Source organism: Sphaerospermopsis reniformis (assembly GCF_005402885.1).
Lineage (GTDB): Bacteria > Cyanobacteriota > Cyanobacteriia > Cyanobacteriales > Nostocaceae > Sphaerospermopsis > Sphaerospermopsis kisseleviana.
The window spans coordinates 1-6,735 of sequence record NZ_BJCE01000269.1; the positions used below are offsets into that span (position 1 = coordinate 1).

At 40.2% G+C, this 6,735-nt stretch carries 7 protein-coding genes; 1 reads left to right on the forward strand and 6 read right to left on the reverse strand.

All coding sequences use genetic code 11. From position 1 onward, the window contains the following. The 6 genes from FFR48_RS23835 to FFR48_RS23860 all read right to left on the reverse strand — a co-directional run. On the reverse strand, positions 1 to 89 hold an 89-nt coding region (locus FFR48_RS23835), incomplete at its 3' end, for a DUF5331 domain-containing protein (RefSeq protein WP_503827316.1). Continuing rightward, positions 58 to 1,455, reverse strand: a complete 1,398-nt coding sequence (guaA, locus tag FFR48_RS23840; protein ID WP_503827315.1) for a glutamine-hydrolyzing GMP synthase — start codon at positions 1,453 to 1,455, stop codon at positions 58 to 60. The genes FFR48_RS23835 and guaA, both read right to left, overlap by 32 nt. 337 nt (positions 1,456 to 1,792) lie before the next feature. Continuing rightward, complete coding sequence (cbiD, locus tag FFR48_RS23845; RefSeq protein ID WP_137669087.1) at positions 1,793 to 2,908, reverse strand: cobalt-precorrin-5B (C(1))-methyltransferase CbiD; 1,116 nt, start codon at positions 2,906 to 2,908, stop codon at positions 1,793 to 1,795. Positions 2,909 to 3,191: 283 nt separating this feature from the next. Beyond that, positions 3,192 to 3,491 carry a DUF7734 family protein gene (locus tag FFR48_RS23850; protein ID WP_137669083.1) on the reverse strand — a complete coding sequence of 100 codons (300 nt, stop codon included), beginning with the start codon at positions 3,489 to 3,491 and terminating at the stop codon, positions 3,192 to 3,194. A 161-nt stretch (positions 3,492 to 3,652) separates the two neighbouring features. Beyond that, positions 3,653 to 4,243 carry a DUF3177 family protein gene (locus tag FFR48_RS23855; protein ID WP_190348613.1) on the reverse strand — a complete coding sequence of 197 codons (591 nt, stop codon included), beginning with the start codon at positions 4,241 to 4,243 and terminating at the stop codon, positions 3,653 to 3,655. A 593-nt stretch (positions 4,244 to 4,836) separates the two neighbouring features. Then, positions 4,837 to 5,079, reverse strand: coding sequence for a Calvin cycle protein CP12 (locus tag FFR48_RS23860; RefSeq protein ID WP_137669085.1), 243 nt, complete (start codon positions 5,077 to 5,079; stop codon positions 4,837 to 4,839). Between the two features lie 345 nt (positions 5,080 to 5,424). On the opposite strand from FFR48_RS23860, the gene FFR48_RS23865 reads away from it, so the two are divergent. After that, positions 5,425 to 6,663 carry an FIST signal transduction protein gene (locus tag FFR48_RS23865; RefSeq protein WP_137669086.1) on the forward strand — a complete coding sequence of 413 codons (1,239 nt, stop codon included), beginning with the start codon at positions 5,425 to 5,427 and terminating at the stop codon, positions 6,661 to 6,663. Positions 6,664 to 6,735 lie beyond the last annotated feature (72 nt).

The following is a 6,735-nucleotide window of genomic DNA, read 5'->3' on the forward strand; positions in this document are numbered from 1 at the left end:
ATTAGAGTATCAGCATCAGGATTTAATTTGGCAAAAGGAAACATCAACTGGGCTAATTTAGGTTCTAGGGCATTTACTACTCCCAGAATGAGGTAAGAGGAAGGACGCTTCCCGCCATCGGGGGTATGCAGCATCACGTAAAATATTTAACCTTTCGGCTGTCACTTCGCCTAAAATCCGAATCGCTAAACCAGGACCGGGGAAAGGTTGTCTTTGAACAATTTCTTCTGGTAAACCAATGGAACGGCCTACTTTACGAACTTCATCTTTAAAGAGTTTCCGCAAAGGTTCAACAAGTTTAAATCTCAAGTCTTTGGGTAAACCACCAACGTTGTGATGACTCTTAATTTTCACTGCTACTCGTTCACCGGTTTTCGGGTCAACGTTAGTGTCAGCAGATTCAATCACGTCTGGGTAAAGTGTACCCTGTGCTAAATAGTCAAAGTGACCAAGCTTTTTGGATGTTTCCTCAAAAACGCGAATAAATTCATGACCGATAATACGGCGTTTTTCTTCTGGATCGGTAATACCTGCAATAGCAGAAATAAAGCGATCGCGTGCATTGACATACTCTACGTGAATATGAAACTGTTCTTCAAACAATTTTAACAACCTTTCTGGTTCTAATTTCCGCATAAAGCCTTGATCAATAAACACACAGGTTAATTGATCACCTATAGCTTTATGTAGCAAAAATGCCAAAGTAGAAGAATCTACACCGCCAGAAAGTGCTAATAATACCCGTTTATCTCCCACTCTAGCGCGAATTTCCCGAATTGCTTCTTCTACAAAAGCCGCAGTCGTCCAAGTAGGTTCACAGTCGCAGATGTGGTAAACAAAGTTACGAATTAATGCTAAACCACCCAGGGAATGTACTACTTCAGGATGAAACTGTACACCATAAAATTTTTTATCATGGTCAGCAATGGCCGCACAGGGAGTATTTTCTGTATGTGCTAATAATTCAAACCCTGGTGGCATTTTTGTCACTGAGTCACCATGACTCATCCACATGGTTGTACCATCTTCGACGTTGGTTAACAAGTCCGTGGGATCATCTATATATAATGATGCTTTACCATATTCACCCCGATCCGCTTTGGTGACTTCTCCTCCCAGTTGGTTAACCATCAACTGCATCCCATAGCATACACCTAAGATGGGGATGCCTAATTTCCAAATTTCTGGATCACAATGGGGCGCGTTTTCGCTATAAACTGAATTGGGACCACCAGATAAAATTATCCCTTTGGGGTTGAGTTTCTGTAAATGTTCTGCTGTGGTGCGATAGGATAGCACTTCAGAATATACTTGAGTCTCGCGGATACGTCTAGCGATTAGTTCTGAATATTGAGAACCAAAGTCTAGAATAACAATCATTTGGCGATTTAACTGCCCCAAATTTTCCTGAGTTTGGGGTGCTGCTTCGGTTGGTAGAGTCAGCGCTGTATTCATGATGGTGAGAGTGTGTCTTTGATAGTAAAAACGTCAGTTACCATTTCCGGCTTTTTGGGCTAATAGCTTTTTAGGCTAATAATGGTCGAGAAACCTAAAATACAGCAAATTTCATGTTGATGAGGTACACAAGGTTGGGTAAGGATATCCAACCCACATAAGTAAATATTATGAAAATGTGTACTACATTATACTGATATATTACTGTATATAGATACGACTATGGACGCACCTATTGAGCCGATAAATTTGGCTTATTATTAACCGCGAAAAATCACTCTGGAGTAGGTATACAAAAAATTATTTATTTGCTTTATTTATGATTATTCATATTAAGTTAACATAATTTTTCCATTAAGACACAACCAGTTTTACTCTTGATGATAATTTCTCGGTTGCGGTCGAAAAGCACAGAACCGCATACTGTGGTGTTAATATCTTGGTCAAGATGACTTTTGATATATTCTTGAGAGCGAGTATCAATGGTTGCGGCAATGCTGCCATAAACTTGATCAGTCCAATTACTAGCAGTTTTGCTATCTAAGTCTCGGAGATGTTTTAAAGCTGCTTCTGCGGTGGGACTGTGAAATACTACCTCTACTTCGGCAGATGGTAAACCCAAGATAGCACAATGGGCAGCTAAAATTTCCCGTCGGCCATCTGCCAGGTGGTGATGGGTGTGAAAAATTCCCCCTGCTAGTTTCATTAATTTTCCATGATAACCAAATAATAAGATTTCTTTGACTCCTAAAAGATTTGCTTCTACTAATAAAGGTCCTAACCAGTTGGCGGTTTTTACCAGTTGTTGCGGGTTTATTCCCTGTTTTTGTGCTAAGTCTAAGCCATTTTCGCCAATACAAAAAACTAAGCTTTGAAACTCACTAGCTTTGTTTTGTAAATCACTGCGAAAAGCTGTTAGTTGATCTGGTGTGCTTAAAGGTTGGGAAATACCGCTTGTTCCTAATAAAGAAAGTCCTTCAACTACTCCAAAAGCAGCGTTAGAAGTTCTCACCGCCAGCGATCGCCCTTCTGGTAAAATAATTGTGACGATGATTTTTTCCCCTGGTGCTAAAAGTCGCTGCAAGTTTTCCGTTAACAACTTTTGAGCATAAGTATAAATTGCAGCTTTTTGTTCACCATTAATTTGCTTGCCAACTCCTTCTCCACCTTTAATAACAACACTTTCACCTTCTCCGTGATACCATTCTACTGTTGCCCAAATTGGTGTATTTTTTGTCAAGTCTAGATTATCACCCGGATCACTGCGAGTAATAGCTAAAGCTGCATTTTCCGATATTCCCGCTACTTGCTCAATTGGTATTTCTGCTATTTCAGCAGGTGTAATTAAATCAATATTAATTACATTTAATGGTTGACGATGACGCAACCAATGTAAAGCCGCAATAGCAGCAGCACCAGCAAAAACGGGGAGAGTGTAACCAGAACGGGACATGATAATTGATAATTGATAATTGATAGTTGATAATTGATAATTGATAGTTGACAGTTGATAGTTGATAGTTGATAGTTGATAGTTGATAGTTGATAGTTGATAGTTGATAGTTGATAGTTGATAGTTGATAGTTGATAGTTGATAGTTGATAGTTGATAGTTGATAGTTGATAGTTGATAGTTGATAGTTGATTAGGTTATTTACTTCCCCTGTTCCCCCTGACTTCTCCATCTCCCCATCTCCCCACCTGCTGTCACCTGTCACCTGTCACCTGTCACCTAAACTAAACACCTACTTCTAACAATAAAGCTTTCATAGCTTCCCAAGAAATACCTTGTTGAATATAACGGGGAGATTCAGGATTATAAGGACAGGCTATGCGGTCAATAGCTACAATTATGGCATCATCAGGTAAGACAGGCACATCTGGATCAAAAGCTGTGGGACGCATCAAAGAACTAGAAAATCCCTTGAAAACAGCAATTTTATCTTGTTCATCAGCAATATTGATGGTTACTAATAGAACTTCTTGATGTCGTTTGACGGTGTATTGTTCTAGCCTTTTACCAATGGAATTATTCATCAAAAGGATATTTTACAAGTTAATTGAGTATTTGCATTATTTATTTTTTTTATACGAAACAATCGGGTTGAAAACCTAGCCTTTTCAGGGGAAAAGTTTTGGTATCGGGGTATAAATCCCCCTCAACTAAGCTTCCTGCCTCTGCCTTATTTAATATGTTACTACTGTGTGGAGTTTCTGCCATGTTTACCTAGTTTTACTAATACAAAATAGCTGAGATAAACTACATAAATTACTAAGCCAATTATGCCCAAAAACCCAAGAAAAGCTGGTTTGCTATTATAATGGAAATAATCTTTAAACATTAATGGTGCTTCTAACCAAACTCTACAGTAGTTAGATTTGAGGGCATTTTCTGAAAAAGCACAACTTAAGAAAGGTGCAAAACTAATTACACCTAACAGGGAATAAATCGTCATTGCCCAACGCCAAGATGTGAAAATTAATTTCAAAATACTTTTCGGTTGATACTCAATTTCATCGTTGATATCAACCCAAAACCAAAGAGAAATGGGAATGAGAATACGAGCCATTAAACCAGTGATAAAACTGACTGCCAACCCACCAATCATTAAGTAAACTGTGATGGCCAATAAACTGGCAACCCGCCAGTAAATTATTAGCAAGCGTTGTATACCATCTGCTTTTTGTACAAATGCCCAAATCAGAAGAATCAGGGGAATAATTAAGCTAAATAATAATGCTAATCTATAATCCATCCAGACATAGGAGCGAAACCAAAGTTGTGGCATAGTTTTTATTAGTTAATACCGTAGAATTAAGGTTGTTTTTGTAAGCATTCAGCCGTCAGCTATCAGTATCCTGCCTCCTACCTTCGCTAAAGGAGGCAACAAGCAAAAGGCAAAAGACAGAAGTTTTGTAATTTTGACTTTTGACTTTTGACTTTTGACTTGATTTGTCTCCTGATCAGGTTTATGACCAGTGATTTGAGAGATGATCAAAACAATCGGGTCTAAAACCGGACTTCGTGCGGCTACGCTAATGCTATTGAAGGAGAAAAGTTTTTGGAGGGGGGTATAACTCACAAGGGTAGGTATTTTACATTGTCGTCAGGGCAAGACAAGGTGGACAAGGTGGACAAGGTGACAAGGGAGGAAAACAGTACAAAGTCTGTACTTTTAGTCACAAAAATAGCCCGTCAAAAAACCATTGTCCGTATAAAATCTTCCTTGTCCATCCCTTCGACTACGCTCAGGACAAGCCTTCCTTGTCTTCCTGGTCTTGCCTTCACAGATCATATTAAAAACCTACCCCTGTGAGGGGGGGTATAAACCCCATGACAATAACGGACTCCTGCCTTAGTTAAGAGTGATTAGTTAAATCTCTAGTCCTCGTAAAGCCGACACTCATCTGCATCTGGGTTAGCATCACAGTATTGCTCTAAAGAGTTTTTAGGTTTGGTTTGACGCTGGTGGGAAGCTTCCGCTTGCAATTCTTCGACTGCATCCCAAGCAGCAGCACATTCTGCGGAGTTGCTGCCGGAAATATCACAGACAACACGAGCTTGTTCAACTTCAGCTTGAATTTTTTCTTGAATGGTGTTGGTTGTTTCTTGAGTGTTTGTCATTGCGTTAATCTCGCTGGGTTTTGTTTATACTAAGTAGAGAAAATCCAAAATTGCGGTTTTTGCTTTAATGTTCGCTTACTATTCTAACCACTTAGTTGCTCAGTTAGACTGCGATGGTGATTATCGCTTACTAATACAGCAAATTACCACAACTATACCCGGATTTCTCTTAATGTTTTAAGATTTGGCAGGGTATAACTACCGAAAAAGAAGCATACAATATATTTAATATTTAAATGAATATAGGAGTAAACGCCCCATTCAGCTTGTCAATTCTGATAAGATGCAATATCTCCCTGGATAACACAAACTACTAGCCTCAACACAAAAACAAGTCCAGCAATCATGGCAGACCAAATGCAGTGGGCAAATGCCCTATCAACCCGTCATTCTTTGGAAGCAGCTGTTTCAGATGTGGTAGAACAAGCTGTTTCATCTTTAACAGCACCTGCGGATCTGGGGCTGGTATTCATTTCGTCTGCTTTTGCGAGTGAGTATTCCCGACTTCTACCATTGCTGGCAGAAAAGCTGTCTGTACCAGTGCTGATTGGTTGTGGTGCTGCGGGTGTGGTGGGGACGAACTCAGAAAACCAAATTCAGGAAATAGAAGGGGAAGCGGCGATTAGTTTGACGTTGGCGCATCTTCCTGGTGTCGATGTTCGCCCTTTTCATATTTTGGGCGATCAGTTACCTGATTTGGATAGCTCACCAAATGCTTGGATTGATTTAGTGGGTGTGCCACCATCATCTGTACCCCAGTTTATTTTGTTGTCTAGTGCTTTTTCTTCAGGAACTAATGATTTGTTGCAGGGCTTGGATTTTGCTTACCCTGGTTCGGTGGTTGTGGGGGGACAGGTCGGCGGAGGTTTTGGCAGCGATCGCATCGGCTTATTTTGCAATGATCGCTTATATCGTCAGGGTACTGTGGGTGTGGCTTTGAGTGGTGATATTGTGCTGAAAAGTGTTGTCGCTCAAGGATGCCGTCCTATTGGTGAACCATTACAGGTGACTAAAGCTGAACGCAATATTATTTTGGAGTTGGATGAACAAGTTCCTTTGACGGTGTTGCGAAATTTAATTGATCGCCTCAGTGATAAGGAAAAAATGCTGGCGCAGCATTCTTTGTTTGTGGGGTTGGCAATGAATGAATTTAAGCTTTCTTTAAAGCAAGGTGATTTTCTCATTCGCAACTTACTAGGAGTAGATCCAGCCGCAGGGGCGATCGCTATTGGCGATCGTGTCCGTCCTGGTCAAAGGTTACAATTTCATTTGCGGGATGCTCAAGCCTCTGCTGAAGAATTAGAATTTCTCTTGCAAGAATATCAAGCTGAAAATAGCAATTCATCCTCTGCTTTAGGGGCGTTAATGTTTAGTTGTGTGGGACGTGGTACAGGACTTTACGGAAAACCCAATTTTGATTCCCAGTTATTTAGTAGTTATTTCCATGACATTCCTATGGGTGGTTGTTTCTGTAGTGGTGAAATTGGTCCTGTGAGTGGTAGAACTTTCCTCCACGGTTATACTTCAGAACTATGGGTAAAGCTGTGCAGTAGCCACCCAGTCCCCAGAAAAACCAATTACTGAAAAACCGGAAGCGAAACCAATCTTCTGGTAAGGGAAAATAACGTTTAATAGAAAAATACAGCACTGAGAACG